The sequence below is a fragment of the Desulfomonilia bacterium genome, assembly GCA_036567785.1.
Classification (GTDB): Bacteria; Desulfobacterota; Desulfomonilia; order UBA1062; family UBA1062; genus DATCTV01.
Genome location: DATCTV010000029.1, coordinates 1 through 24,496, shown reverse-complemented (window position 1 = coordinate 24,496; position 24,496 = coordinate 1). Strand labels below are relative to the sequence as shown.

Annotated in this window: 21 protein-coding genes and 1 rRNA gene; 14 read left to right on the top strand and 8 right to left on the bottom strand. The window is 47.7% G+C overall.

Annotation, left to right across the window (positions count from 1 at the left end; all coding sequences use genetic code 11):
* The first annotated feature begins 210 nt into the window (after positions 1–210).
* The gene (locus VIS94_06985; protein ID HEY9160811.1) at positions 211–1,311 is read left to right on the top strand and encodes a choloylglycine hydrolase family protein; all 1,101 of its coding nucleotides are present in this window, start codon (positions 211–213) and stop codon (positions 1,309–1,311) included.
* Between the two features lie 75 nt (positions 1,312–1,386).
* Here the strand turns inward: VIS94_06985 and VIS94_06980 are convergent, their stop codons facing one another.
* Positions 1,387–2,646 carry an anaerobic sulfatase maturase gene (locus VIS94_06980; protein HEY9160810.1) on the bottom strand — a complete coding sequence of 420 codons (1,260 nt, stop codon included), beginning with the start codon at positions 2,644–2,646 and terminating at the stop codon, positions 1,387–1,389.
* Between the two features lie 73 nt (positions 2,647–2,719).
* Here VIS94_06980 and VIS94_06975 point away from each other — a divergent pair, with 73 nt between their 5' ends.
* Positions 2,720–2,896 carry a hypothetical protein gene (locus tag VIS94_06975; protein ID HEY9160809.1) on the top strand — a complete coding sequence of 59 codons (177 nt, stop codon included), beginning with the start codon at positions 2,720–2,722 and terminating at the stop codon, positions 2,894–2,896.
* A gap of 225 nt (positions 2,897–3,121) precedes the next feature.
* Positions 3,122–4,777, top strand: coding sequence for a glycosyltransferase family 39 protein (locus VIS94_06970; protein ID HEY9160808.1), 1,656 nt, complete (start codon positions 3,122–3,124; stop codon positions 4,775–4,777).
* A 38-nt stretch (positions 4,778–4,815) separates the two neighbouring features.
* On the opposite strand, the gene VIS94_06965 is transcribed toward VIS94_06970, so the two are convergent.
* Positions 4,816–5,664: a GDSL-type esterase/lipase family protein gene (locus VIS94_06965; protein HEY9160807.1), complete on the bottom strand. Its 849-nt coding sequence runs from the start codon at positions 5,662–5,664 to the stop codon at positions 4,816–4,818.
* Positions 5,665–5,666: 2 nt separating this feature from the next.
* Positions 5,667–6,674, bottom strand: a complete 1,008-nt coding sequence (locus VIS94_06960) for an NTP transferase domain-containing protein (GenBank protein ID HEY9160806.1) — start codon at positions 6,672–6,674, stop codon at positions 5,667–5,669.
* A gap of 117 nt (positions 6,675–6,791) precedes the next feature.
* Here VIS94_06960 and VIS94_06955 point away from each other — a divergent pair, with 117 nt between their 5' ends.
* From VIS94_06955 to VIS94_06935, 5 genes are all read left to right on the top strand, one after another.
* Entirely contained in the window at positions 6,792–8,387 is a 1,596-nt protein-coding gene (locus tag VIS94_06955; GenBank protein ID HEY9160805.1) for a carboxylesterase/lipase family protein, read from the top strand.
* Between the two features lie 94 nt (positions 8,388–8,481).
* On the top strand, positions 8,482–9,864 hold the full coding sequence (locus VIS94_06950; GenBank protein HEY9160804.1) for an MFS transporter: 1,383 nt from the start codon (positions 8,482–8,484) through the stop codon (positions 9,862–9,864).
* 177 nt (positions 9,865–10,041) lie between these two features.
* Positions 10,042–11,415 carry a CoA-binding protein gene (locus tag VIS94_06945; protein HEY9160803.1) on the top strand — a complete coding sequence of 458 codons (1,374 nt, stop codon included), beginning with the start codon at positions 10,042–10,044 and terminating at the stop codon, positions 11,413–11,415.
* A 22-nt stretch (positions 11,416–11,437) separates the two neighbouring features.
* Positions 11,438–12,100: an HAD family hydrolase gene (locus VIS94_06940; protein HEY9160802.1), complete on the top strand. Its 663-nt coding sequence runs from the start codon at positions 11,438–11,440 to the stop codon at positions 12,098–12,100.
* A 120-nt stretch (positions 12,101–12,220) separates the two neighbouring features.
* Complete coding sequence (locus VIS94_06935; protein ID HEY9160801.1) at positions 12,221–14,122, top strand: propionyl-CoA synthetase; 1,902 nt, start codon at positions 12,221–12,223, stop codon at positions 14,120–14,122.
* A 99-nt stretch (positions 14,123–14,221) separates the two neighbouring features.
* On the opposite strand, the gene VIS94_06930 is transcribed toward VIS94_06935, so the two are convergent.
* The 5 genes from VIS94_06930 to VIS94_06910 all read right to left on the bottom strand — a co-directional run bounded on the left by VIS94_06930 (position 14,222) and on the right by VIS94_06910 (position 19,004).
* On the bottom strand, positions 14,222–15,709 hold the full coding sequence (locus tag VIS94_06930; protein ID HEY9160800.1) for a putative glycoside hydrolase: 1,488 nt from the start codon (positions 15,707–15,709) through the stop codon (positions 14,222–14,224).
* Positions 15,710–15,772: 63 nt separating this feature from the next.
* Positions 15,773–16,369 (bottom strand): HAD family phosphatase, encoded by a 597-nt coding sequence (locus VIS94_06925; protein ID HEY9160799.1) that lies wholly within the window; start codon positions 16,367–16,369, stop codon positions 15,773–15,775.
* 48 nt (positions 16,370–16,417) lie between these two features.
* The gene (locus VIS94_06920) at positions 16,418–17,653 is read right to left on the bottom strand and encodes an aminotransferase class III-fold pyridoxal phosphate-dependent enzyme (protein HEY9160798.1); all 1,236 of its coding nucleotides are present in this window, start codon (positions 17,651–17,653) and stop codon (positions 16,418–16,420) included.
* Positions 17,654–17,665: 12 nt separating this feature from the next.
* A complete protein-coding gene (locus VIS94_06915) occupies positions 17,666–18,418 on the bottom strand; it encodes an SCP2 sterol-binding domain-containing protein (GenBank protein ID HEY9160797.1) in 753 nt (250 codons plus the stop codon).
* Positions 18,419–18,509: 91 nt separating this feature from the next.
* A complete protein-coding gene (locus VIS94_06910; protein ID HEY9160796.1) occupies positions 18,510–19,004 on the bottom strand; it encodes a GAF domain-containing protein in 495 nt (164 codons plus the stop codon).
* Positions 19,005–19,200: 196 nt separating this feature from the next.
* Between VIS94_06910 and zapB the strand changes: the two genes are divergently transcribed.
* From zapB to VIS94_06880, 6 genes are all read left to right on the top strand, one after another.
* Complete coding sequence (gene zapB / locus VIS94_06905; protein ID HEY9160795.1) at positions 19,201–19,413, top strand: cell division protein ZapB; 213 nt, start codon at positions 19,201–19,203, stop codon at positions 19,411–19,413.
* Positions 19,414–19,417: 4 nt separating this feature from the next.
* Positions 19,418–19,699 carry a cell division protein ZapA gene (locus tag VIS94_06900; protein HEY9160794.1) on the top strand — a complete coding sequence of 94 codons (282 nt, stop codon included), beginning with the start codon at positions 19,418–19,420 and terminating at the stop codon, positions 19,697–19,699.
* Between the two features lie 81 nt (positions 19,700–19,780).
* A complete protein-coding gene (locus VIS94_06895; protein ID HEY9160793.1) occupies positions 19,781–20,341 on the top strand; it encodes a 5-formyltetrahydrofolate cyclo-ligase in 561 nt (186 codons plus the stop codon).
* A complete protein-coding gene (gene rny, locus VIS94_06890; GenBank protein ID HEY9160792.1) occupies positions 20,338–21,891 on the top strand; it encodes a ribonuclease Y in 1,554 nt (517 codons plus the stop codon). The genes VIS94_06895 and rny overlap by 4 nt, the downstream gene beginning before the upstream one ends.
* A 17-nt stretch (positions 21,892–21,908) precedes the next feature.
* Positions 21,909–23,099, top strand: coding sequence for a tyrosine--tRNA ligase (gene tyrS, locus VIS94_06885; GenBank protein HEY9160791.1), 1,191 nt, complete (start codon positions 21,909–21,911; stop codon positions 23,097–23,099).
* A gap of 315 nt (positions 23,100–23,414) precedes the next feature.
* Positions 23,415–24,496 (top strand): 16S ribosomal RNA (locus VIS94_06880); the annotation flags it as partial.

Sequence of the window (24,496 nt, the reverse complement as noted above, 5' to 3'; positions counted from 1 at the left end):
ATTGGACATTTTATTAAATGGAGCCTGCACTGTCAATGTAAAGCGCCATTTATCCGTTAATATTTTACTGTATCAGCAACATGAGGTCATTTTTAACATGGAATCGCAGCAGAAATAATTCCTTTAATCAGATACTTTATTTTGACCGATATATTATGAAGGTGATTTTCAGCAGAAGACCGGCACCATAAAACCAGTTAAGGAGAAATTATGAAAAAAACCATGATAATAATCGCCTGCTTTTGTTTTCTGACAGTATTGTTACCGGGCTCCTCTTATTCCTGCGGAAGCTTTCGCGTCACGGCTGACGACGGGTCAATAATAGCTGCACGTTCAATGGAATTCTCGGTCGACTTGAAATACGACATCATAGTTGTCCCGAAAGATATTGCGTTTGAAAGCCCGGCCCCTGACGGTAAAAAAGGGCTCAAATGGAAAACGATGTTGGGCTATGTCGGTGTGGCGGCTTTCGGAATGGATCATGGCACATCCGACGGTATGAATGAAAAGGGACTGGCCATGAGTCTGCTCTGGTACGAAAACGACATGAAATGGCAGAGTGTAGGTCCCAGGGAAACATCCATGGCTCTGGCCCAGACCTATCTTACCGACTGGGTGCTAGGCAATTTTTCCACCGTGGACGAGGTGAAAAAAAATATTCAGAATGTCAGGGTATTCAGCTATGTGGATACGGATATAAAAATGTCGCTTCCGTCTCACTTTATTATTTATGATGCTTTTGGCGGTTCGATCGTCATTGAGTATGATAACGGTGTGTGCAATGTCTATGACAACCCGCTCGGGATCATGACAAACGCTCCGAACTTCCCGTGGCAGATGACAAATCTGCGGCAGTACATCGGCATGAAAACCGAGAATCCTTCTTCACCAATGATTCAAGGAAAGAGTGTTCCTCCGACAGGTCACGGGGCTGGAATGATCGGTCTGCCCGGTGACTACACCCCGCCGAGCAGGTTTGTGAGATTTTATGTTTTAACGAGGTATGCCGACAGGCAGCCAGATGCAAAAGGAAATCTCAACCTTGCACAGCATATCATCAACACCTTCGATATCCCGCAGGGTATCATAACCGATATCCAGCCGGACGGGAAGACAGTGCTAAAGGAACTGACGCAGTGGGTGACATTCAAGGACCTTACAAACCGCAACTTTTACTTCAGGACATACGACAACTTCAATCTGAGAAAAGTGGATTTGAAAGCGCTCGATTTCAATGCGAAAACCATCAAGCGCATTTCCATGTTCGGCAGCCCTGAAGCGATAACCGACGTCACGGGCCAGGCCCGGTAACATTCGGGAACTTTGAATGGGATTCGACGGATTCAAAGGGATCAGGTCATCAGTTTAAATCTGAAGTCTGATCCCTTAATCTTTGCCGCAGCAGCGCTTGTATTTCTTACCGCTTCCGCATGGGCACAACTCGTTGCGGCCGATGTTTGCGCCATCAAGGGCGGCCGGATTATATTCCGGGACCTGTCTGCGTTTCCATTCGGCAACGAGACGCTTTAGCCTTGCATCTGCATGGGTGAAGAAGCGCTTGAAGGCCGGGCAGAAATAGTTGAGCCTGCCGCCGTCGGTTCCCGTTCTGCGCTCTCTCGGGCATCCGCCGCGGCACAGGGCGAGCCATGTGCAGCTGGTGCAGGTGGAAGGGAGGTTAGCTTTAATCCGGCCGAACGCCGTCTGCCTTTCGGAATTGAGCATGTTATCGAGCCTGTCATGCATGATGTTCCCGAGCCTCGTATCCTCATCGACAAAAAAGTCGCAGGCGAAAACATCGCCGTTGTGCTCGACAACGACATAGTTTCCGCATTCCTGGCTCAGTGTGCATTCAGTGGGCGCGAAGCCGGCATAACTGAAAAGAAGCGATTCGAAGAAACGCACTGATGTGGTCTGCCTGCCGTCTATGAAATCGTTCATCCACAGGTCGAATATGCGGCAGAGGAAATCGCCGTATGCCTCGGGTGTTACCGAATACCGCTCAGGGCGTCCTGTCTGCAGATCGGCTTCGAGGCATGGTATGAACTGCATGTATGTAAGTCCGAGCCCCTTGTGAAATTTGTATATGTCATCCGGAAACTGCGCTGAATAGTCATTTACGACAGTAAGCGCATTTACGGACACATCCGAATCGAGCATGAGCTTTGCACTGTCGCAGACCTTGCGCCAAGTCGGCTGCCCGCCCTGCCTTTTCCGGTAGTGGTCATGGATGTGCTCCGGGCCGTCAATGGATAGCCCGACAAGGAAACTGTAGCGCCTGAAGAAATCGGCCCAGTCCTTGTCTATGAGGAGGCCGTTCGTCTGCATGCCGTTGCCTATCGTTTTTGACTTTCCGTAGTGTTCTTCTAGGGAGGCCGCCTTCTGGAAGAATGCCAGCCCCATGAGGGTCGGTTCGCCGCCCTGCCATGTAATCGAAATCTCGGGCGGCGACTGTTCCATGAACTGTCTTATGAGTTCTGTCAGCACCTCATCGTTCATGCGATGTATCGAAGCATTTTTGAACAGCTCATTTTTGCATGTATAGAAGCAGTAGCTGCAGGCCATGTTGCAGTCCGGCCCTGCGGGTTTTACCAGTATGTTCCGTAATGGCTTCCTGGTCATGATTTTTAAGACTTCAGTGTACACCATCGACCATCTGCTTTAAGGGCAGGCTGGCAATGTTAATCATTTTCTGGCCAACAGTCCTTTTCTGTTGGTCTCGATGTCTTTCTACCAGTCGCGCATTGTTTTTTCCATCTTTTTGCAAACATCGGGATGGCTGAATGTCAGATACAGGCCCATATCTTTTTTCCTGCATGGTGTTGTTGCTGTGGCATCCGGGTTCGTCCCGGCCCAGGTCATCGAACTGGATGAGGACGATATTAGGCAGTTTGCCTGAGAAGCCTGGGATACTTAAGGTCAGACTTTCACCGTCCCGGCAAGCGCTCCCGGCTTAATGGTTTTTCCGGTAACAAGCTGATTCATTCTACTTCCCGCATATTACTGATCTTTACCTTGAAACTACAAAAAAGTATTATTCGTTTCTAAAAACCTGATCAAAGAAACAGCCTCCACTTGTTTATATTGACAGGGCGCTTTTGCTTAGTTTAGACGTGCCTTTATAGTGGACAAACAAATAATCAAACAGACCTTTCCCGCCTACGGTTCGCTGATTCGCATTGCAGTCGTTCTTTTCGCAACCTTGGCTGTAATAATAATTGGCCAGACAGGGCGTGAACTGCTGCCGCCCGATGATCTCAGGGAGGCCGAGGTCGCCCGTGAGATGTATGTCAGCGGGGATTATATCATCCCGCATCTTGCAGGAATTCCCTTTATAGAAAAGCCATCGGGGTTTCCCTTTTCTGTAACCATGGCCTACAGGATTGCAGGAGGGCCGAGTGAAACAGCCGCCCGGCTGACTTCGGTATTTTTCGCTTTTTTATCACTGCTGTTTGTTTTTCTTCTGGGCAACAAAATCCTGGGTGTTGAAGGCGGGGCGTTTTCAGCCGCAATCCTTGGCATTTCAATGCGGTTTTGCAGGACTGCGCACGAGATTCTGCTGGATAATGCACTTACGGCGGCGGTGGCAGCGGCAGTATTCTTCTCGTGGATTGCCATGGACTCAGCCGAAACTGAAAAAAAACGCCGGGCCTATGCAGCCGTTGGCTTTGCTTTGGGGATGGCTTTTCTTTTTAAGGGGCTCGTTGGCCTGGTCGTTTTTTCTTCCGGATTTTTGCTGTATATCATATTAAGCAGACGCTTTTCTGAATTTCGTCACATTATCTCCTTGCTGCCCGTAGCAGCCTTTCTCTTGCCCGTATTAGGCTGGCTGATCCCGTTTGTTCTTACTGCTCCTCCTGAAATAATCCATGAATTTTTCATCAAAAATCATTTGAACCGTTTCCTCTCGGCCTATCTCAGCAATGAAAGGCCATTTTACTTTTATCTGCTCAACATATGGGTCGATTTCATACCGGGGGGAATAATCCTTCCTTTGTCGATATTCATGGTATGGAGATATCGGCATGATGAAAAAAAGCAGGCAGGGGTGTTCTTACTGTGCCTGTTTACAGCCCCGCTTGTAGTGCTGTCTTTTTCCAAGGCGAAAGACCTGGTGTATTTTCTTCCCGTCTATCCGGCAATGGCCGTGCTTGTCATATTCGGAATATGGAAAAAGGGCATATTCGAAAGCGGCTGGATGAGGATTGTTCCATGGGTGATGTTGTCAGCCTCTGCTCTCTGGTCGGCCTTCATGTCGGTATTGACAGCTATATGGAAAGGAAATCTTATCGTTGTTTCGGTTTCGATCCTGATCACTATAAGCGCATTCTGCGCCGGAGCCGTTTCGATTAGGAAGCACAGCCTTCGCTGGACCGGGACTTTTTTTGTAGTCCTCTGCTCGCTTGCCTGGTGTCTGTGGTTTACCGGTCCGGTTGCAGAAGCCGAGGTCGAAGATAAAAGCATAAGCAGACAGATGGATGAAATGTTAAGCATTACAGGAAACCGTGAAATGCTGCTTTATATTCCTAATGACGGACTGAGAGGGTATGCGGGTTTCTATGGGAAAGGAGAGGTAAGGGAGGTTGTTTCACCTTATGATGTGGTCAGTCTTCTCGGGAAAAATAATGATAAAGCGGTTATTCTGACTTATTCCTCTAATAAAGACACCATTCCCCAGGAACTGACCTATGCAGCAAAGGATACTGGCTTATCCTTGAAGATTGAAGCCGCAGTTGATTTCGGAAACAGATTTCTGCTTGTTATCTCATCAATGCCATAACCGGTCTGATCAATCGATAATATTCCCGTTGTCAGCATTCAACCAAGAACAAAGTTCTCTATTAATCCGGCCGTTATACCTGCCGCCCTGCCGTTGAGGTGCAGGTGATCGGTGAGCAGATACTGGCCATTGATTTCAGAGATTTTATCAAAGTCCTGTCCCAGCAGAATATGCCTGGCGATGGCGCTGTACATCAAGAAGTCATCCGGGGAATATGAGAACCTTGGCCTGCGGCCGCTTGCGATAAGCATATCAGTGAGTTTTTCATTGAGAGGTATATATGTCACACCCTCTTTCTGAGCCACATCTCTGATAATGGCGCTGAACTTCTGAGCCTGTTTGAATGCGGGATGCTCCGGCTCCTCTCCTATTGGCGGTATTGAGAGGAGTGCTATCCTTGCCTTTGTCTGCGATTTCAATATTTCGCAGAGTTTTGTCAGATTCTCCCTGAACCAGGCTTCGTCAGGCGCCTGCGGAAGGCCTACTTCCTTGGCCTGTTTTTCAGCGACAACAGGGCTGAATGCACCGTTCGCGTCGTTTGTCCCGATCAGGATCGTGATGTAGTCCGGGTTGCAGGCGATTATGTCGTTAATCCGGTTCAGCACGTTCCATGCCGTCTCGCTGTTGATGCCCGCATTTACTACCTCTATGCCTTTCGGGGCCAGATTGTCCCTTATAAGTTTGACATAGTCATAACTTACTCTTCCATGCGTTATGCTGTCGCCTATGCATACCAGAACCTTCTGCCCCTGGTGCTTTCCCCCGTTCTTTACGAATTCCCTGGGATTGTTTTCAGGTAATGCCTGCGCCCTGTAGTAGCCGTACTTGTAAACGCCGAAAGCAAGTGCCAGAAAAATGACAATGACTATTAATATCTTCCTGACCATGGCTATAACCTCCTGAAAGGTTCTATAACGCTTCCCCCGGGGATCGCCGCCCCTTCAATATGTGCACAGTTGCCTATTCTGCACCCGGCCCCGAGATTCGAATCCTTTACCCATGCACCGGGCATGATGACGGTGTTGTCTCCGATAACGCTTTTCCCCATTATGTGGACATTGGGCCAGATCTCGACATCACGGCCTATAACTGATTCCGGGCTTATCCATGTGCTTTCCGGGGCCACTATCGAGACGCCCTCTTTCATGTGTCCGAGGTTTATCCTTTCCTGCATGACGCTTCCGGCATAGGCAAGCTGGTCTCTCGAGTTTATGCCGTTGGCCTCATCCGCATCCATCGTCTCTGCGCCGACTACGCGTGCTGCCATCTTCACGATATCGGTAAGATAATACTCTCCCTTTGCATTGTCGTTTCTGATCCGGCCCACAGAATCAATCAGGAAGTTCCTGTTCACGATATAGACGCTTGTATTCACCTCGTCGATGGCCTTTGTTGCATCGTCGGCGTCGATCTCCTCGACTATTCCTGTAACGTATCCGGAGCTGTCGCGGATGATCCTGCCGTAACCGAAAGGTTGATTCAGTCTGGCCGTGAGTATTCCCATCTCGGCGCCGGAGGATTTATAGATACCGATCAGTCTTTCAACCGATTCTTTCCTTATGAGAGGCATGTCGCCGGGGATGATTATTATGTCATCGCAATTAAGTTGCACAAGCAGCTCACGCGCAACAAGCACTGCATGCCCGGTGCCGAGCGGCGGGTCCTGTACGGCGGTTCTTATTCCCATCGATGAGAGATAAGGCCCGACCTGTTCCCTTCCATGGCCTATTACGCCTATCATGTCCGGGCCTATCGAGAGACCTATCGTCACAGGGTACCAGACAAGAGGATGGCCAAGTATCTCATGCATGACTTTTGATTTTTCCGATTTCATCCTGGTGCCTTTGCCGGCAGCCAGTATAAGGGTTGATATACTCATGGGCCGGAAAAATAGCATATCAACCTGCTGATGGCAATCAGTGTAAAATGTATATGGGGCTTTCTTGTCCGTGCGGCCTGCATTATTTTGTGCTATACCGGCCGTATACTCGTGTCTGTTTAAGGAGGTTTCTTTATGCGAACTTTCATAAACATCCCATTGATCATCATGATATTAACTCTTTCGTCATGCGGTACAACCAAGCAGATCCCTTTTAATCCGCAGGCCGAAAGGCAGATGAAGCTTGTGGTCGTAAATACATCAAACGGCGATATTGCAGGCTGCAAAATCGAGAACGGGGTAAGCGCGTTTCTCGGAATCCCTTATGCCAAACCTCCAAAGGGCGATCTGAGGTTTGCGCCTCCGGTGGAAGTGGAATCCTGGGATAATGTAAGGCCGGCAATCCATTTCGGCCCGTCATGCCCGCAGACCAAGGACGAGTTTGAACCCGCATCTCTGCTTTACCAGGACGAAGACTGCCTGAGCCTTAATATCTGGACGCCTCAGGCGGATGATAAAAAAAGGCCGGTCATAATCTATATACACGGCGGGGGCTTCGTTGAGGGCGGCACCGGTGATCCTTTATACAACGGGTCATATATATCAAAGCGGGGTGATATCGTTTTTGCGAGCATCAACTACCGGGTAGGTACATTGGGTTTTCTGTATCTCGATGATTTCGGAAAAGAGTTTGCCGGGTCGGGCAACAACGGGATCAGAGACCAGCTCATGGGACTAAGATGGATCAAGAATAACATTGCAAAATTCGGCGGCGATCCCGACAATATTACCATCATGGGCGAGTCTGCAGGCAGCACGTTCGTAATGATACTTATGGGTTTGCCGCAGTCGAAAGGACTGTTCACCAAAGCCATTGCCGAAAGCGGCGCATGCAACCTTGTCCGAGATCGCGAGAAGGCTTCGATCACCACAGCCAAATTTATGAAGCTTGCAGGGGTTAAGGATATCGAGGGGCTTAGGAAATTAAAGATTGAAAAGATAGTTGAAATCCTGGAAAAACATATCGATGATGCAGGTTTTGAATCAGACCTTCTTTATGCCCCTGTGATTGACGGGAACATTATTGCCAGGGACCCGTTGCAGGCGATAAAGGACGGCCAGGCATCCGGCATATCGCTTCTTAACGGCACCAATCAGGACGAATACCGATATTGGATAAACTATTCCTCAATGCTGAGGTTTATCCCTTATAAGACTCTTCTCAATTCAGTACCCGAGGTCAGAAAGAGGCTCAAAGGACGCGAGCAGGAGGTCTTTGATTTTTATGAAAAGAAATTCCCGAAGGCAAAGCTGGGAGACATCACATTTGAAACCGCAACCGACATGATGTTCAGGATCCCGCACATTCAGGCATCAGAAGCACAGTCGAAATATGCAGATGTCTGGATGTACCGCTTTGACTGGAAATCACAGGTAAAGGACTATTTCGGAGCATGCCATGCAATCGAACTGCCGTTCGTATTGAAGACATTCGATTCGCCGACACGCCGGCAGATCGTTGGCCCTGATCCCCCAATGGACCTTTCCGATACGATGATGGACGCATGGGTGGCATTTGCCCGCACCGGCAATCCCAACCATGCGGGCATGCAGAACTGGCCTCAGTATGAGGCCGGACAGCGGGCCACCATGATATTCAATACGAAATCCAAAGTTGTTAACGATCCGGAAAAGGATGTCAGGCTTATCTATAAGGGCATCACGTATTAGCGCTCAGATTTGTTGCACTTGCCTCTACCGGAGCGCTTGAATAAAGGGGGCTTAACATGTATGTTTATGAAAATCCTTATAGGGAGTGTGCCTGATGGAAGGAAAGAAACTCTCGGTTGGTGTTAAAGCCGGATACGGTGTATGCGATTTCGGAGGGAACCTGTTTTTTACCGCCACTGCATTTGTTCTCTTAAACTACATCACAGATACAATGGGACTTGCCGCAGGGCTTGCCGGCACGGCACTTTTCATAGGGAGGGTATGGGACGCCTTCTATGACCCGATCCTCGGATATTTTTCGGACAGGACAAAAACACGCATGGGAAGGCGCAGGCCATATATGCTGGCTGGCGCTATTCCGCTCTTCATTGCGATGGTTGTCATGTTTACGAATCCATCTTTCTTCAAACAGGGCATGAGCCAGACCGCCCTGTTCATATTTACCACCGTTGTATATGTACTGCTCTGCACCGCATACTCGACTGTCAACATACCTTATTCATCGCTGTCCCCCGAGCTTACAGACGACTATCATGAGAGGACGTCGCTCAACGCCTACCGATTCGGTTTTGCAGCAATAGGCACGCTTGTCGGAGCGGGTGCGGCCTGGCCCATAGTGGGGCTTGTGAAAGACAAGAATACCGGGTTCGTGCTTCTCGGTATCATCTACGGCGGTATCATGCTTGTAACGGCCCTCATTACTGTTTTTACCGTCAAAGAGCCCGAGAGCACCAAACCTGCCAAGGCCATGGGATTCTTTGAAACATACAAACAGGTCTTCAAGAACGGGCCTTACCTGCTGATACTGGCGACCTATATCCTGCATATTGTGGCTATAACCATAGTGAGCGGGGTTGCGGTCTACTATTTCGATTATATACTGGCGGCGAGGCAGGTAATCGATCCCAAGGCGCAAACCACGCTTGCAATGCTTATACTGATAGGCACGGCGTTTATCTTTATACCGATCAGCGTCCTGGCCAGCAAAAAAATCGGCAAAAAGCTCGTGTATGGAGCCGGATTCGTAGTCATTGCGGCAGTGCTTATGGTGCTTTTCACCTTCGGGCACAGGATGCCGGTGAGCTTTACCCTGATCATGATGTGCGTAATGGGTACGGGGTTCGGGTTTACCTATGCGCTTCCCTATGCAATCGTTGCGGACGCTATTGAATATGACTATATGCGCACAGGCGAACGCAGGGAAGGTTCCTTCTTCGGCATATGGACATGGGGGCTCAAACTGGGGCAGGCCCTTGCGGCGCTTTCGATGGGATGGATACTCCAGGTCATGGGCTATGTGAAGGAAGCTCTTCCGCAGACGCCCTCCGCCGAACTGGGCATTAGGATGCTTCTCGGGCCGATACCAGCGGCTGTTTTCATACTGGCTGCTCTCGTCCTTTATTTCTACCCCATAACTGAAAAGCGATATGAAGAAATCAAAGAGCAGATCAGGTTGATGGAAGGTAAGAAAGAATAACAGCAAGGAGAAACAACAGTCAGGAGTCAGGAGAAAGGTGAAAATCGTTAACCCGTGACTTGATTAAAAGAGATTTTATTCAGACTCCTGTGTCCTGATTAATATGTCTTTTTACTCAAGTGGTTGGAAGCATATTCCGATTGAGTAGATAAAATAATTGAATCTGACGAGGAATATATGAATCTTAAACCCCTGTTCGAACCCAGGACAATTGCAGTAATCGGCGTATCGCTTCATAATGATTTGAATCCGGCAAATGTAATCTATTACAAAAATCTTTTCCGGTATCCGGCCGAGGTATATGCGGTCAATCCCAAGGCGGGCATTCTGAAAGGCATGCAGTCATATTCCTCGGTTGCCGATATATCCGATGATATCGACATGGCCGTAATAGCGGTTCAGGCCGAACGTGTTCCGGCAAGCGTCGAGGAGTGCATAAAAGCTGGCGTGAAAAGCGCCGTCATAATCTCTGGCGGCTTTTCAGAAGTCGGGAGAAACGACCTTCAGGATAGGATCACCGCAATTGCCAGAGAAGCCGACTTTCCCATTATCGGGCCCAACTGCATAGGCCTCTATGTGCCGGAAAAAGTCGATACCTTTTTTGAGCCTCAGGAAAGAATCAATACACCTCTGAAAGGCAATATCGCCCTGGTGAGCCAGAGCGGCGGCATGCTGCTGGACATGATGATAAGGTTCACCTCCGAAGGCGCGGGGATGTCAACATGCGTAAGCATAGGAAACAAGGCTGTCATCAAGGAGAAGGATCTTATCAACTATCTTGCATCTGATGAAAAGACCAAGGTCATCTCATTTTATATTGAAGGTTTCAACGAAGGGGAGGGCCATGAGTTTATAGAGACTGCAAAGAACTGCGGCAAGCCGGTTGTGGTGCTTAAATCAGGCAAGACCCCACAGGGCAGCAGGGCGATAACAAGCCATACCGCATCGCTCGCAGGCGACTACAAGGTGTTTTCTTCCATCATGAACCAGTACGGTATCGTCGAAGCTGCCGGACTGCTCGACCTTGTCTATTTCAGCCAGTGCCTCAGCTGCTATCAGGAACACATTCAGGGCAGGCTCGGCATACTCACCATAAGCGGCGGTCATGGGACGCTTGCAACTGACCTGGCGCTCAGTTACGGACTGGATATTCCGGCACTTGACGATTCCCAGCAGGATGCGGTCAGAGCCGTCCTTTCTCCGAGCATAAAGAACATAGCCTCGTGCCACAATCCCGTTGACCTTACAGGAAGCGCGGTTGACGGCGATTTTGTGGAAGCGGCCAAGGCGCTGTCGGTCATGGATAATATAGACTGCGTGGTAGCCCTTCTGCTTCCTTATGCGCCGGCGCTCAGCATGGATTTGGGTGCACTCCTCAGCACGGTCAAGAGGCGCTATAACAAGCCGATAATCGCTTATGTGCCGAGGCTGGAAAAATACAGGATACTGATTGACGGTTTTGAACTGAATAACATTCCCGTAGCACACAGCATTGAAGGCTGCATGAAGATGGCGCAGGGCCTGCTCAAATACAGAGGAAACAAAAGCTGATCAAACGTCGGGCCGATCATCAATGATGCAAAAAATTGAAGCAGTGATATTCGACATGGACGGCACTCTCCTTGATACGCTCAAGGATATTGCCGATTCCATGAATATGGCTCTTAAGATGACAGGCCAGCCCGAACGCGATTTCGAATATATGAGGTTCAGCGTGGGTTATGGAGTGGATGAGCTTGCCAGGCGGGCGATGCCGGCGGGGAGCAGTTCTGAAGATGTAATGAGGTGTGTCGGCAGGTTCCGCGAAATATACAATGAGCACTACAAGGATTCGAGCAGACCCTATGACGGCATCCCTGAGATGCTTGATGAACTTACGAAATTGAATATTCCGTTTGCGATACTCTCGAACAAACCTGAGGATTTTACGATAAAGATGACGGATGAACTGCTCGGAAAGTGGGAATTCGCCGAAGTGCGCGGCGTAAGGAATGACAGGCCAAAGAAACCCGATCCCGCTGTTGCCCTGGAAATTGCACAGAGATGGCACATCTCTCCTGAAAAGATAGCCTTTGTAGGCGATTCCGCAGTAGACATGCAGACCGCCAATGCTGCAGGCATGTTAGCCGTCGGTGTCCTCTGGGGTTTCAGGCCAGGGAAGGAAATAGAGGAAGCGGGCTCAATGGTCCTCATAAGCCACCCCTTGGAACTGATTGGATTATTAATAACTGAGTAACGGCTGAACAAAGATATTCAACTCACTCCTCACTCCTAACTTATTACTTCTCACTTCTCTATTGAACAATCCGGCGCTTTTGCCTTATAAGCATACAATTCTTTTTGAGGAGGATTGATGATGAAATACAGTTCATACGAAGAGGCATACAACCGTTCAATGAACGATCCCGACGGGTTCTGGGCTGAGGCCGCCGAGGCGGTCACATGGACTAAGAAATGGGACAGTGTTGTTTCGTCGCCCAAGCCGAATTTTTACAGGTGGTTTGAAGGCGCGGAGATGAACACCTGCTATAATGCAATAGACAGGCATGTAGAAGCCGGAAGGAAAGACCAGACAGCAATCATTTATGACAGCCCTGTGACAGGGACGGTGAAGAAGATCACATACGGCGAACTCCTTGACCATGTGTCGCTTGTGGCCGGCATGCTGAAAAAATTCGGTGTTGAAAGGGGCGACCGCGTTATCATCTATATGCCAATGATACCGGAAACACTTTTTGCAATGCTTGCCTGCGCAAGAATCGGAGCGGTACACTCGGTCGTTTTCGGCGGATTTGCGCCCAACGAGCTGGCAGTCAGGATTGAAGACGCAAAACCCAGGATAATGATAAGCGCTTCCTGCGGCATTGAACCCAAAGGCGCAATTCCTTATAAACCGCTTCTTGATAAGGCGATTGAGCTTTCCAGCCACAAACCGGAAAAATGCATAATATTTAACCGTGAACAGGTTAAGGCCGAACTGATTGCCGGAAGGGACGTCGACTGGAAAGATGCGATTGAAGGTGTCGAACCGGCGGCGTGCGTTACTATCAAGGCGACAGACCCTCTCTATATTCTTTATACATCAGGCACGACCGGCATACCGAAAGGCGTAGTCAGGGATAACGGCGGACACGCGGTTGCAATGATGTGGTCCATGAAAAATATTTACGGAATAGAACCCGGAGATGTCTATTGGGCGGCATCCGATGTAGGCTGGGTTGTCGGCCATTCATACATCGTCTATGCGCCACTTCTCTATGGGGCGACTACGATAGTCTATGAAGGAAAACCGGTCGGCACTCCAGACCCGGGGGCCTTCTGGCGTGTCATCAACGAGCACAAGGTAAAGGTGCTGTTCACTGCGCCTACCGCGTTCAGGGCGATCAAGAAGGAAGACCCGACCGGCTCGTTCATTAAGAAATATGACATATCATGCCTGAAGTATCTCTTCCTTGCCGGGGAAAGGCTTGACCCGGATACATACCACTGGGCAAGCGATCTCCTTAATATCCCTGTCGTTGACCACTGGTGGCAGACCGAAACGGGCTGGGCCATTGCCGCCAACTGCGCAGGCATAGAACTTCTGCCGATCAAGGCGGGATCGCCTACAAAACCTGTGCCTGGATACAATATCAAGGTGCTTGATGAAAACGGGGGCGAACTTCCGAACGGTTCGGAAGGAACGATTGCGGTCAAGCTGCCGCTGCCGCCGTGCTGTCTGCCTACATTGTGGCAGAGGGATGACGCGTTTGTCTCTTCATATCTGAGCAGTTTCGAAGGCTATTATACTACCGGCGACGGCGGTTTCATGGATGCCGACGGCTACATCTACATCATGGGCAGGGTGGACGACATAATAAACGTTGCAGGACACAGGCTCTCAACCGGCGGAATGGAAGAGGTTGTCGCCAAACACCCCGATGTCGCGGAGTGCGCTGTCATAGGTGTTGACGACCAGCTCAAGGGGCAGGTCCCTGTCGGATTCGCGGTACTTAAGGCCGGCGTTAAAAGAGATCCTGCGGAAATACAGAAAGAGGTTGTAAAAATGGTCAGGGATCAGATCGGTGCTCTGGCATGTCTCAAGGATATTGCGATCGTTCCAAGGCTTCCAAAAACCAGAAGCGGCAAGATTCTCCGCGGGACAATGCGAAAGATTGCTGACGGCAAGGAATATAAGGTCCCTTCGACAATTGAAGACCCGGCGGTTCTGGGCGAGATAGGTGAAGCCCTGAAAGGTGTGGGTTATCCTAAACAGTAGCAAAGAAAACAAAAGAAGCTATTGATCAGATATGCCGAGTCTGTCCGGTTTTTAAGCCGGGCAGACTCTCTTTTTTATGATAACATTCATCCAGACCGGCTATATCCCGCCTGCGGTTTTTGCTGAAGGGGCAGCCTCTGCAACCGGTTTCCCGTTGTTCGGCTTCTTTTTTTGTGAACCGTTCTTTTCCTGTACTGCCTGCTCTTTTGCGGCGGTCTGGGCTGCCTTTTTCTCCTTCAGTCTGGCTATGAAAGCCTTACAGTCAGGTGTCGAATATTTCTTGTTCTGTACGATTTCCATTGCGGCATAACTGTATGTGTATTTGTTCTGAGGGCTCCAGAATAGCCAGCCCGTTCCGCATGAATCAAGCGTCGCCTTTATCTGAGACTCCATGTACCAGGGGCCGAATCCTTTGGTTATGCCCATTGGAAAGGCCTGAAGCCATGGCCTTACTATTACACTATCACCCACGAGCTCTTTCATCATGGAGATGCCGTCATAAACAAACATGTAAGGTTCGTCGGCCGGATTGCTAATGCCGGAAAACCCCTTTTCGAAATGCGACGGGTAAAGCATGGGAGAAATGATATCGACATACGGGGAAAGCATTTTTACATCCTGTCCCACTACCGTTACGTCTATAGGCCTTTGCCATATTACTATCCCGAACATATCCATTGAAAGAAGGATCCCCTTTGATGATGTTATGTCATGAACCCTTTTGACGAAACCGGTGATGATATCATTCCTGGTTTTTCCTTCGACCCCTGTATTTTTTTCCGAATCAGCAAAATAACGGATGTAATCCAGCTGTATTTCGTCGACGCCAGTATTTGCTATTTCCCTGATAACGGTGAGCATATATTCCTGAACTTCAGGTATTGCCGGATTAAGAAACTGTTTCGTATAGACCCAGTCCGGCCTGGTGCGAGCCATGATCGTATCTCTGAAAACCACGACCCTCGCAATGACATGCATGTCCATCCGGTGCAGAAGTTCGATCATTTTGGGAAGATCTTCGATATTCGGTGTATAATTTTCCTTAGGGCAGTATTTTTTTGGAATATCGCTTCTGAATGTTATGGCCCCCAGATCGTCTTTTGCGTCGAAGACTATCGTATTGCCGCCACACTGCTTCAACTTTTCCGCGGAATCGAGTATGAAGCGCGTTCCGGCATTCGAAGTATTTATATATATGCCTTTGGCAACAAAGGTTTTCGGTTTGGGAACTGTACGGGGTTTAAGCGGCTGTGACCATGCAATCGGGATTTTTATTGTCTGACCTGGTGATAATGCGCCTGTGATGCCGTTAAGGGTCTTGATTGTGTTCATGAGCTCTTTTTTTGTGTAGGCTGAAGTGTAGGGCATGAACATTGAAGCTATTTTGCTTAGCGTTTCCCCGTTTTGGATTGTATAGAGGTATGTTCCCGGCTGAGGAGAGAATGCCGGTTGTTGATGCAGGGATTGTTGTGCTTGAGGAACGACTGCCGCAGAGGCGGGTTGATCGTTTTTCGCCGGATAAAGGGGTTCCGTGATCACCAGAACCAGACCGATTGCCAATAGACATTTCAGCGGGCTTATTTTCATTGAATCATTATATTACGACGGGATTCGTATTCACAAGGAAGATATGAACTATCTGTAATATTTCTAGATTAAACCCATTGAAGCAAGATCGTTAAGGCACTGTGCTGCATTTCTAAACAGAATAGATTTAATGCCCAGGTTCTCTGCAGATTCTGTATTTGCGGGCGAATCATCTATGAATAGTGTCTGTGCGGGTTCAAGATTATAAATTGAGAGTATATGCTTAAATATTTTCGGATCAGGTTTTACAAGATTGATCCTGCATGAAACCACAACGCCTTTGAAGGCATTCAGGAAAGAATACGTTTTTTCAAGATAGTCGATGGATTCTTTATGCATGTTAGACAGGCAGAACAGGCTATGGCCGTTGTATTTGAGGGTGTTCATGATCTCTATAGTGTCTGCAATAGGAATCAGGGAAGGAGGAACCATTTTCATAAACCGGTATATCTCTTCAGTGCTTAACCCGGTCCTGTCGGAGCATTGTTTTATGGCGTCTGGCAGCGAGAGTGTTCCACGGTCAAGCTCGATCCAGTCCGGATGTCTGATAAGTTCTGTTAAAAGAATATGTTGAATTCTGAGATCATCTGTGAAGCTTTGTACAAGATTTTCGGGTTTCCATGTTACGACTACGCCGCCAAGATCGAATATTATGTTCATGATTTATGAAGCCTGCCCGGCAGCAGAAAGCCGGGCAGTCTGAGAATATCAACAGCCGAACTTTTCTTTTACGACCTTGAAGGCTTTGTCAGCTACATCAAGTGTTTGCCTTATATCTTCTTCGGTGTGTGCGGCGCTCAGGAACATGTTGTGGTGCCAGAAGAAGAAAACGCCGTTAAGCAGGCATTCCTTGCAGAACAGCTGGGCACGTTTGAAATTAGTCTCGTTTGTGAAATGAATGAACGGTAGAGCATTAGGCCCTGTTACTTTGAACTGAAGCCCGTGGTCTTTTGCCAGCTGTTCCAAACCATTTCTAAGCTGAAGGCCCCGTTCGCTGCAGATACCAGCGGCATCTATCGCCTTCATCTCATCTATACATGCAATGGCCGCGGCCATTTCGGGGGAGTTGTTCCAGTATGAACCGGTCTGGAAAGTCTTGGAAGCGGTTATTCTCATCTTGTCGCTTCCTACAATTGCGGATATCGGATAACCGTTGGCAATTGCCTTACAATAGCATGCAAGGTCCGGTTTGAATCCGAAATAATGGGCTGAGCCCTTGATATCGAGCCTCCATCCCGCCCTGACGTCATCAATTATAAGTATGATGTCATTATCATCGCATATCTTTCTTATTGCCTGCCAGTATCCGGGGGCAGGAAGCTTCTGTTCTTCAAATACAGGGTGGTGATACGGCATGAACATTGCGCCTGCAACCTGACCCTTGTTCTCGTCGACCAGTCTCTGGAAATCGGCCACATCGCCCCAGTTCACCATTAATATCTGGGACCTGTCTGTTGATGATATTCCGGTATGGTTTGTACCGGCCCATGGTTGAGTTCCATGGTAATGGCCTTTGCAGAGGATAATCTTGTCGCGTTTTTTGAATCCGCGTGCGATCACCAGAGCCCAGGAAGTTGTGTCAGCGCCGTTTTTTGCAAACATGGCCCAGTCGGCAAAATCGATTGTGTCGACCATCTTCTCTGCAAGCTCGACCAGAAGAGTGCTGGGCGGAGTTGTTGATGTGCCTAGTCTCGCCTGTTTTGCAAAGGCCTCGTCCACTTTATCATTTGCATAACCCAGGAACATTGGTCCGTAAGCACATGCGTAGTCTATGTATTCATTACCGTCAATGTCCCAGAACCTGGATCCTTTTGCTTTGGAAATAAAATAAGGAGATGAGCCCGGAATCAGTGTGGCCGGATTGAAGTGACCGTATATACCCTGAGGGATGACTTTTACAGCCCTTCTGAACATTTCCATGGATTTATCGAATGTATATGACATAATTATTACCCCCTACTGAAGATATGTACCGACTTTGTCGAGGTATGCGTTTACGACATCTCCCATATGGAGATCTCCAGAAATTACCATGTCACAGAGGCATACGGCAGCCATGACATCGACTTTGTCATCCGCAAGGTCCAGAAAGAGTTCTTCATCTTTAAAACTCATGATAAGGTCGGCATCATCGACCCTGCCGTTTCTCCCGATTGTTGAACCTCCGGTGAACATTATATTGGCTGCATCGCCGTTATTTATACTGAGTTCGGCTACGCCATGAAGTGTCTGTGCGGTTGCTTTTGATTCGGGTTCATTATTGCAGATGGCGGCGATTGTCTTGGCTATGGTATTGAGAAGAAGTTTTGCCTTGAGTTTTTTGGGCGGGTTTGGTCCCTGCAGGATTTTATCAAGTCTGTCGCCAAGCTTTATGAATGTCAGAAGACCTGAGGCCTTGTGTAATTTCCATGGCATGATCAAAGGAATCGGTATGCCAAAACCTTTTTTCGAGAGCATATTGGTCATCCACTTTTTAAATGGGAAGAACATGATAATGTCAGGGTCTCCGGCTTTACCAGGTGTGACCTTGATTGCTGAGTCACAAATGCTGATTGTGGCCTTGGGGCCGCCTATCCCGGCTATGAACAGGATGTTGACATTTTTACCGGCGATCAAAGCCGCAGATTCAGGATCATCCTGAGCAAGGATCTCGAAATTCGTAAAGACCGCATCCAAGAAAACATGCGCTAAAACATTTTCATTCGGCATACTTACCTCCTCTGTATTGATGATGTGAGCGATTGCTCACTCGCTATTTGCTATCATCTATCATATCCATAGTCAATACAATTTTCTAAGGTCATACACTGGCTATGCCGTGGCGTTTGAGATGGCTTCCTATTAATTCTGCAATAATTGTCGCAAAGAGCATGTCTTCCCTGTTGAACCCTTCAGGGGCTTTGTCTGCTAAATTCAATACCCCTTCAATTTCGTTGTCGTCTTTGATCAGAAGGCACATAAATGATTTTGTGCTGTATTTGTCTTTGTTGTGAAAGCCTATCTCTTCTTCAATGTTTCTTATCAAGAGCGATGAATTGCGGGATATGGTCAGGTTCATTATGCTTTTATCGTGATCGGCGACATGAATGAAAGGATCCTCTCCGATATCCTGATGGTTGTGCGCCCTTAATTCAAGTTCTCCTGATGAATGATTTTTTATGAAAAGCGAACAATATCTGGCACCGACTGCTGCCGGCAGTTCCTGTGTAATAATTTCTATCAATCCCTCCAGTGTGCTGGCTTCCTTGATGGACTTAATGAGATTGTAGATACTTTCAAGATATGTGCCTTCCATAATTTACCCTCCGCTTAATCGTTCACTTCATCTTAATATCGGCTTCCTTTCATATTATGCTTTAGCAATAAATCAATATTTATAAAATTTTATTTTACCCGTACCATCCCGGTGGGGAAAATAGATGCTTGACTTGAATGATTATTATGTATGTATTATATTATAATTAATTAAGATTAATAGAATGGGGTACTGATTGGAAATACTTGATACGCTGGAAGAGAAAATTAACCAACTATTACAAACGGTTGAAGCCCTGAAGAAAGAAAACTTGAGGCTCACCGAAAAGCTTATAGAAAAGGAGGAAGAGGCTAACGGTCTCAGTTCGCAGGTCGAAATGCTGCTTGCTGAGAAGGAAAAAGTAAAAGAGAAAGTCGAACACCTTATCAAGAGTGTCGAGACATTTTAAAGACTTGCAGAACTCGGTATCAATAAAGATATTCGGACAGGAATATAAAGTAAAATCCAGGGGAGACGATGATTACATTCAGTCATTGTCACGATATATTGAAGAAATGGTCGATGATGTTAAGAAGCAGGGTAATGCAGTGACCACTTCGGATCTTATAGCCATGGTCATGCTCAATATGGCGGATGAGGTCAAGAAAACAAAGACTGAGTTGGAATCGTTAAAGGAAATTTTGAATATCCGTATTGGTCAACTGATCGATAGGATGGAAAAGAAAGGCAAATAGTCTCTCCGGATTTGCATTTTTAAAGTTGTATTCCGAGGTGTTCTCAAAAGAAGTCTCTTTTATTTTGCCCTTGCTGGATATATGAATGTAAAGAGCAGCATAAGAGATAGCTTTCTTAAAAAAAGGGCTTCAATGTCAGAGGCTTCAAGACGTGAACTCTCAATTGCTATCTGTAATAATATTCTGGATTTCAGTTTATTCAAATCTGCAACAATTGTAGCCTTGTATTTTCCGGTCCGCTCGGAGGCTGATGTTTTATCTTTGACGGCTGAGAAAGGAAAATATTTTGTTTTTCCCAGAGTAGTTGAGAATGACCTTTTTTTCTCTCATGCCGAATATCCTGATGGTTTTATAACCGGGGCTTTCGGCATACCTGAGCCTGCCGCTCACGAGTTTGTTGATCCTGGTGAGATTGATCTGTTCCTCGTTCCAGGAATCGCATTTGATGAGAATGGTTACAGGCTTGGTTACGGCAAAGGCTTTTATGACAGATTAATCTCGAAGCATGCCCGGATCACCACACTGGGTGTATGCTATAATGATTTTCTGATTAAATGCCTTAATGTGGATCCCTGGGATGCCAGGGTTAATTATATGGTTACGGATCAGGGTGTTTTTCACACTCATAAAGAGGTGACATGATGGACATGCTTTATATAGTGCTGGCAGCTGTTGCCGGTGCTGTTATCGGATTCGGGTTGCATTTTGCAGTCAGCAAGAAGGCCAATGCAAGTGCGGAAATTGAGACCAAAAAGATAAAGGAAGAGGCTATTAAGGAGGCAGGGAGCATTATCACGGATGCAAATCTGCAGGCAAAAGAGATTATTTTTGATGCCAAGAAGAAAAGCGAAGATGAGGCGAAAGAACGGTTCAAAGAGGTTCTGGCAGCAGAGAAACGTATTCTCCAACGGGAAGATCTGCTTGATGGCAAATTGAATCAGCTGGACAAGAGGGAGCAGGAAATCAAACGTTCCGAGAAATCAATCGCGGACAAGACAAAACATGTGGATTCCTTGAAGGCTGAAATTGATGAAATAAGAAAAAAACAGATATCAAGGCTTGAAGAAATAAGCTCAATGACGATCGACCAGGCGAAGCAGACCCTGATGGAAATGCTGGAAAGCGAAGCGCGGCATGAAGCCGCCAAGATGATTAAACAGATTCAGGATGAAGCCGAGGCTGAAGCGGACAGGAAGGCCAAGGAGATACTTTCAACAGCCATTCAACGATACTCGGCCGATGTCGTAAGCGAGAGGACCGTGTCTATTGTCAATCTTCCCAGCGAAGAGATGAAAGGCCGAATAATCGGAAGGGAAGGCCGCAATATCAGGTCGATTGAAGCCGTAACAGGAGTTGATCTGATAATTGACGATACCCCTGATGCCGTGATTATTTCCAGCTTTGACCCGATCAAGCGGGAAATAGCAAGACAGGCCCTTGAACGGCTTGTTGTGGACGGCAGAATACATCCGTCCCGCATTGAAGAGATTGTGGAAAAGGTCACCACTGAAGTCAATGAAGGCGTCTGGGAAGCCGGTCAGCAGGCGACATTTGAAGTCGGCGTTCACGGGATAAATCCCGAACTGATAAAACTTGTAGGAAAGCTCAAATATCGGACAAGCTTCTCCCAGAATGTATATCAGCACTCTCTGGAAGTAGCTCATTTATGCGGAATAATGGCGGCTGAACTGGGCATCAACCAGAAAATAGCCAAACGTGTCGGGTTGCTCCACGACATCGGTAAGGCTATTGATCATGAAGTCGAAGGGTCACATGCTATTATCGGGGCTGAAATCGCCAAGCGTTACGGTGAATCAGCAAAAGTCGTGGAAGCGATCGCATCTCATCACAACGAGGCACAGGTGAGCTCGGTCTATTGCTTCCTTGTGCAGGCAGCAGACTCACTGTCCGCGGCGCGTCCCGGTGCAAGAAGAGAAATGCTGGAAAATTATGTAAAAAGGCTTACTGACCTTGAAGAGATTGCCTCCTCGTTCAAAGGAGTCGGCAAGTCATTTGCTGTGCAGGCCGGTAGAGAACTTAGGGTAATGGTTGAAGCTGAAAATGTAAGCGATGAAGATACGCAGATGCTGGCAAAGGATATTTCAAAGTCAATTGAAGCGAAGCTGACTTATCCCGGACAGATAAAAGTTGTCGTCATAAGAGAAAGCAGGGCCGTTGAGTTTGCCAAGTAAGTAACAGGGGACAAGTAATGGATATTGATAAACAGTTAAGGGAAATCAAACGCGGAGCTGTAGGAATAATATCTGAAGAGGAACTGGAAAAAAAACTTAAGAAGGGAAGACCGTTAAGGATTAAGGCGGGTTTCGATCCAACAGCACCGGATATACATTTCGGCCATACTGTGGTCCTTAATAAAATGCGCCAGTTTCAAGACATGGGTCATGAAGTAATTTTTCTGATAGGCGATTTTACCGGGATGATAGGAGACCCCAGCGGGAGAAGCTCAACCAGAAAAGTGCTGACGCGTGAGGATGTCCTCGAGAATGCTCAAACCTACAAGAAACAGTTTTTCAAAGTCCTTGACCCTGAAAAAACAGAGGTAAGGTTCAATTCCGAATGGATGGATGGAATGACGGTCTCGGATTTCATCAAGCTCACTTCGCACCAGACCGTCGCCCGCATGCTTGAACGGGATGATTTCAGCAAAAGGTTTAAGGGGGAGCAGCCGATAAGCATCCATGAATTTTTGTATCCGTTCGTGCAGGGCTACGATTCTGTCGCTTTGAATGCGGATATAGAGCTTGGAGGGACTGATCAGATATTCAATCTCCTGATGGGCAGGGAGATGCAGAGAGTATATGGCCAGGAGCAGCAGGTTGTGATGACCATGCCGCTGCTTGTAGGTCTCGACGGTGTCCAGAAGATGAGCAAGTCCTACAACAATTATATCGGGATCAATGATGAACCATCAGAGATGTACGGCAAAGTCATGTCCATATCGGATGATCTCATGTGGCTGTATTATGAACTCCTCAGCCGACGGACGCTGGATGAAATATCGGAAATGAAGCAGGATGTCACCTCTGGGAAACTTCATCCGATGGATGCAAAGAAGGCCCTGGCGTACGAGCTGGTTGAAAGATACCATGACCGTAAGCTTGCAGACAGTTCAGCCGAAGTGTTCATGACAGTGCACAGCAAGAAAGAAGTTCCAGATGATATACCCGAATACAACTTGCCAAAGGAAAAGGCCTGGATATGTTCTATCATGAAGGAAACTGGTCTTGTGAGCAGTACGTCTGAAGCCAGGAGACTTGTCAAACAGGGGGCAGTCAAGGTTAATGAAAAGAAAATCTCGGATGATAATCTCAATCTTGATGAGGGGTCTCATGTTATTCAGGCAGGAAAAAGGCGTTTTGCTCGAATTCATATCAGCTAATCAATGTAACTATTTGAAATAATGATACAATAATATTTTAAAAAAAAGATAAAAAACCCCTTGACACCTTAAGGGGTTTGACATAGATAAGACGAGCTTTTTGCGGAACGCAGTGAGAAAAAACACAAAGAAAAAAGTTATTGACACTGCCTGAAATATCTAATAGTCAACGTGACCTTGCAGCAGAAATTGTCATCATGCAAATGAGATAGTGGCTTGACAATTGAAGAGGCAGATACTAATAGATAATCTGGATTTATGCCGCTTTTGATCTTTGAAAACTGAATAGTGGAAAGTACGATTTGCTTTGGGATTAAACATGAGAGTTTGATCCCGGCTCAGAATGAACGCTGGCGGCGTGCCTAACACATGCAAGTCGAGCGAGAAATCCCGGGTTCGCCTGGGAGAGTAAAGCGGCGCACGGGTGAGTAACGCGTGGGTAACCTGCCCTATAGTGGGGGATAACCTACCGAAAGGTGGACTAATCCCGCATACGACCAATATACATAAGTATACTGGGGAAAGATGGCCTCTTCTTGAAAGCTATCGCTATTGGATGGGCCCGCGTTGGATTAGCTAGTTGGTAGGGTAATGGCCTACCAAGGCTACGATCCATAACTGGTTTGAGAGGACGACCAGTCACACTGGAACTGAGACACGGTCCAGACTCCTACGGGAGGCAGCAGTGAGGAATATTGCGCAATGGGGGAAACCCTGACGCAGCGACGCCGCGTGAGTGATGAAGGCCTTCGGGTTGTAAAGCTCTGTCAGAGGGGAAGAAAGGAGAAGTAGCTAATATCTGCTTCTATTGACGGTACCCTTGGAGGAAGCACCGGCTAACTCCGTGCCAGCAGCCGCGGTAATACGGAGGGTGCAAGTGTTATTCGGATTTACTGGGCGTAAAGAGCACGTAGGCGGATAGGTCAGTCAGATGTGAAAGCCCGGAGCTTAACTCCGGAACTGCATTTGATACTACCTGTCTTGAGTATGGTAGAGGGGGGTGGAATTCCCGGTGTAGAGGTGAAATTCGTAGATATCGGGAGGAATACCGGTGGCGAAGGCGACCACCTGGCCCGTAACTGACGCTCAGACCTGAAAGCGTGGGTAGCAAACGGAATTAGATACTCCGGTAGTCCACGCTGTAAACCATGGACACTAGGTGTTGGGGGTAATAACACCTTCAGTGCCGTAGCTAACGCGTTAAGTGTCCCGCCTGGGAAGTACGGCCGCAAGGCTAAAACTCAAAGGAATTGACGGGGGCCCGCACAAGCGGTGGAGTATGTGGTTTAATTCGACGCAACGCGAAGAACCTTACCTAGGCTTGACATCCTGAGAACCCTCCCGAAAAGGAGGGGTGCCCTTCGGGGAGCTCAGAGACAGGTGCTGCATGGCTGTCG

Bases quoted from the DNA above. Each gene is read 5' to 3' on its own strand.
- VIS94_06985 (HEY9160811.1), top strand. From the start codon at position 211: ATGAAAAAAACCATGATAATAATCGCCTGCTTTTGTTTTCTGACAGTA.
- VIS94_06980 (HEY9160810.1), bottom strand. From the start codon at position 2,646: ATGGTGTACACTGAAGTCTTAAAAATCATGACCAGGAAGCCATTACGG.
- VIS94_06975 (HEY9160809.1), top strand. From the start codon at position 2,720: ATGTCTTTCTACCAGTCGCGCATTGTTTTTTCCATCTTTTTGCAAACA.
- VIS94_06965 (HEY9160807.1), bottom strand. From the start codon at position 5,664: ATGGTCAGGAAGATATTAATAGTCATTGTCATTTTTCTGGCACTTGCT.
- VIS94_06960 (HEY9160806.1), bottom strand. From the start codon at position 6,674: ATGCTATTTTTCCGGCCCATGAGTATATCAACCCTTATACTGGCTGCC.
- VIS94_06955 (HEY9160805.1), top strand. From the start codon at position 6,792: ATGCGAACTTTCATAAACATCCCATTGATCATCATGATATTAACTCTT.
- VIS94_06950 (HEY9160804.1), top strand. From the start codon at position 8,482: ATGGAAGGAAAGAAACTCTCGGTTGGTGTTAAAGCCGGATACGGTGTA.
- VIS94_06945 (HEY9160803.1), top strand. From the start codon at position 10,042: ATGAATCTTAAACCCCTGTTCGAACCCAGGACAATTGCAGTAATCGGC.
- VIS94_06940 (HEY9160802.1), top strand. From the start codon at position 11,438: ATGATGCAAAAAATTGAAGCAGTGATATTCGACATGGACGGCACTCTC.
- VIS94_06935 (HEY9160801.1), top strand. From the start codon at position 12,221: ATGAAATACAGTTCATACGAAGAGGCATACAACCGTTCAATGAACGAT.
- VIS94_06930 (HEY9160800.1), bottom strand. From the start codon at position 15,709: ATGAAAATAAGCCCGCTGAAATGTCTATTGGCAATCGGTCTGGTTCTG.
- VIS94_06925 (HEY9160799.1), bottom strand. From the start codon at position 16,369: ATGAACATAATATTCGATCTTGGCGGCGTAGTCGTAACATGGAAACCC.
- VIS94_06920 (HEY9160798.1), bottom strand. From the start codon at position 17,653: ATGTCATATACATTCGATAAATCCATGGAAATGTTCAGAAGGGCTGTA.
- VIS94_06915 (HEY9160797.1), bottom strand. From the start codon at position 18,418: ATGCCGAATGAAAATGTTTTAGCGCATGTTTTCTTGGATGCGGTCTTT.
- VIS94_06910 (HEY9160796.1), bottom strand. From the start codon at position 19,004: ATGGAAGGCACATATCTTGAAAGTATCTACAATCTCATTAAGTCCATC.
- VIS94_06895 (HEY9160793.1), top strand. From the start codon at position 19,781: ATGAATGTAAAGAGCAGCATAAGAGATAGCTTTCTTAAAAAAAGGGCT.
- rny (HEY9160792.1), top strand. From the start codon at position 20,338: ATGATGGACATGCTTTATATAGTGCTGGCAGCTGTTGCCGGTGCTGTT.
- tyrS (HEY9160791.1), top strand. From the start codon at position 21,909: ATGGATATTGATAAACAGTTAAGGGAAATCAAACGCGGAGCTGTAGGA.